At 69.8% G+C, this 2,518-nt stretch carries 1 protein-coding gene and 1 pseudogene; one reads left to right on the forward strand and one right to left on the reverse strand.

The genetic code is table 11. The features are described 5' to 3' along the window. The coding region (gene xseA / locus NI18_RS16645) for an exodeoxyribonuclease VII large subunit (RefSeq protein WP_084215259.1) at positions 1–962 on the reverse strand (962 nt) is incomplete at its 3' end. Here xseA and purD point away from each other — a divergent pair. Further along, positions 961–2,230 (forward strand): annotated as a pseudogene (gene purD, locus NI18_RS16650) (phosphoribosylamine--glycine ligase). The gene xseA and the pseudogene purD overlap by 2 nt on opposite strands. The last annotated feature ends 288 nt before the right edge of the window (positions 2,231–2,518 follow it).

Below are 2,518 nucleotides of genomic sequence, written 5' to 3' on the forward strand. Positions count from 1 at the left end.
CGCTCGACATAGCGTCGCGCACACCGCTCGGTCCGGTTGCGGTGGCTGTCGATCGTCAGCCTCAGGTCGGCGAGCACCGGCACCGCGATCTCGGCCGCCGCGGTCGGCGTCGGCGCGCGCAGGTCGGCGGCATAGTCGCACAAGGTCGTGTCGGTCTCATGGCCCACCGCGGAGATGATCGGGATCGAGCAGGCGGCGACCGCGCGCACGACGACCTCCTCGTTGAACGACCAGAGATCCTCGACCGACCCGCCACCGCGCGCGACGATCACCAGATCGGGGCGCGGCACCGGTCCGCCGGGCGCGATCGCATCGAACCCGCGCACCGCCGCGGCGATCTCGGCCGCCGATCCCTCGCCCTGCACCTTGACCGGCCAGACGATGACGTGCGTCGGACAGCGATCCTCGAGCCTGTGGAGAATGTCGCGGATCACCGCGCCCGTCCCCGACGTGACCACGCCGATCACCTGCGGCATGAACGGCAGCGGCTTCTTGGCCGCCGCGTCGAACAGCCCCTCGCCGCCGAGCTTCGCCTTCAGCTTCTCGAGCAGCGCCATCAGCGCGCCCGCGCCCGCCAGCTCCATCCGGTCGATCACGATCTGGTATTTCGACCGCCCCGGATAGGTCGTCAGCTTGCCCGTCGCGATCACCTCGACGCCGTCCTGCGGCACGAAGGCGAGCCGCGCCGCGCTCCCCTTCCAGATCACGCCGTCGATCACCGCCTGATCGTCCTTCAGCGCCATGTAGCAATACCCCGACGCCACGCGCTTCCATCCCGAAATCTCGCCGCGCAGGCGGACATGGCCGAATTCGCCCTCGACCATCCGCTTCAGCTTGAACGCGAGTTCGCCGACCGACATGGCGAGTGCGTTGTCGCCGGCGACCGGCTCGGCTACCAGCCGCCCCATATCGCTCGCCAGCATGTCGCTGGACACGACGTCATCGGAAAAGGGATCGGGCATGAACGTCCTGCTGTTAGGCTCGGGGGGCCGCGAACATGCGCTCGCGTGGAAGCTGGTGCAATCGGCCAGCTTTTCTCCAGGCCTCGATACGCTCTATGCCGCGCCGGGCAACCCCGGCATTGCCAGCCTTGCGACGCTCGTGCGTCTCGATGCGACGGATCACGCGTCCGTCGTCGCCTTCGTCCGCGAGAAAGCCATCGGCCTCGTCGTGATCGGCCCCGAGGCGCCGCTCGTCGACGGCCTCGCTGATAGCCTGCGCGCCGCCGCCATCCCCGTCTTCGGTCCGTCCAGGGCCGCCGCCCAGCTCGAAGGGTCGAAGGGCTTCACCAAGGATCTGTGCACGCGCGCCGCATCCCGACCGCGGGCTATGTCCGCGTCGCGAGCCGTGCAGATGCCGACGTCGCGCTCACCCGCACCTTCTCGCTGCCCGTGGTCATCAAGGCCGACGGGCTCGCCGCGGGCAAGGGCGTCGTCATCGCCTTCACCCGCGCCGAGGCCGACGCCGCGCTCGACGCGCTGTTCGCGGACGGCGAGGCGGAGGCGGTGATCGAGGAATTCCTCGAAGGCGAGGAGGCGAGCCTCTTCGTCCTCACCGACGGCACTACGCTGATGCCGTTCGGCTCGGCGCAGGATCACAAGCGCGTCGGCGAGGGCGATACCGGCCCCAATACCGGCGGCATGGGCGCCTACAGCCCCGCCCCCGTCCTCACCGCCGCGCTCGAACAGCGTGCGCTCGACGAGATCGTCGCCCCCACCGTCGCCGCGATGGCGGCGGACGGGATCCCGTTCAGCGGCGTCCTCTATGCCGGCCTCATGCTCACCGCGCAGGGCCCCAAGCTGATCGAATATACGCGCGCTTCGGCGATCCCGAGACGCAGGTGCTGATGATGCGGTTCGAGGGCGACCTGATCGCGACGATGCTCGCGGTGGCAGAGGGCCGCCTCGCCGACCTGCCCCCCGCCCGCTTCAGCGCCGCCACCGCGCTGACCGTGGTGATGGCGGCCGAGGGTTATCCCGGCACGCCAAAGGCAGGCGGCGCGATCATCGGCCTCGATTCGGCACGCGCGGCGGGCGGCACCGTCTTCCACGCCGGCACCCGGCTCGAGGATGGCGGCCTCGTCGCCGCGGGCGGCCGCGTCCTAGCGGTCACCGCCACCGGCGACGACCTCGCCTCCGCCCAGGCCAACGCCTACCGCGCGGTCGAGGCGATCGATTTCGAAGAAGGCTTCTACCGCCGCGACATAGGCTGGCGCGAACTCACCCGCTGACCCGAAGCAAAAGCCCCTCCCCTTCCAGGGGAGGGGTTGGGGTGGGGCGCATCCCCAAACGCAACGCCACTGATACCACCGCCAACGCGCATTAAGTCTCGCCCCCCCCGACCCACCCCGCTACTATAGGCAAATGAACGAAACTTCCGCGACGTCCGCCTCGGGCGACAGCCTGCTCCCCCGACGGCATCACCACGCTGACGACGATCCATTTCGCGATCATCGCGGTGCTCGCGCTCTTCGTGATCGCCGGGCTGCTCTGGGGCATCAAGGCCAAGCGCAGCCGCA

This window comes from Sphingomonas sp. Ant20, from assembly GCF_000783375.1.
In the GTDB taxonomy this organism is placed as follows: domain Bacteria; phylum Pseudomonadota; class Alphaproteobacteria; order Sphingomonadales; family Sphingomonadaceae; genus Sphingomonas; species Sphingomonas aerolata.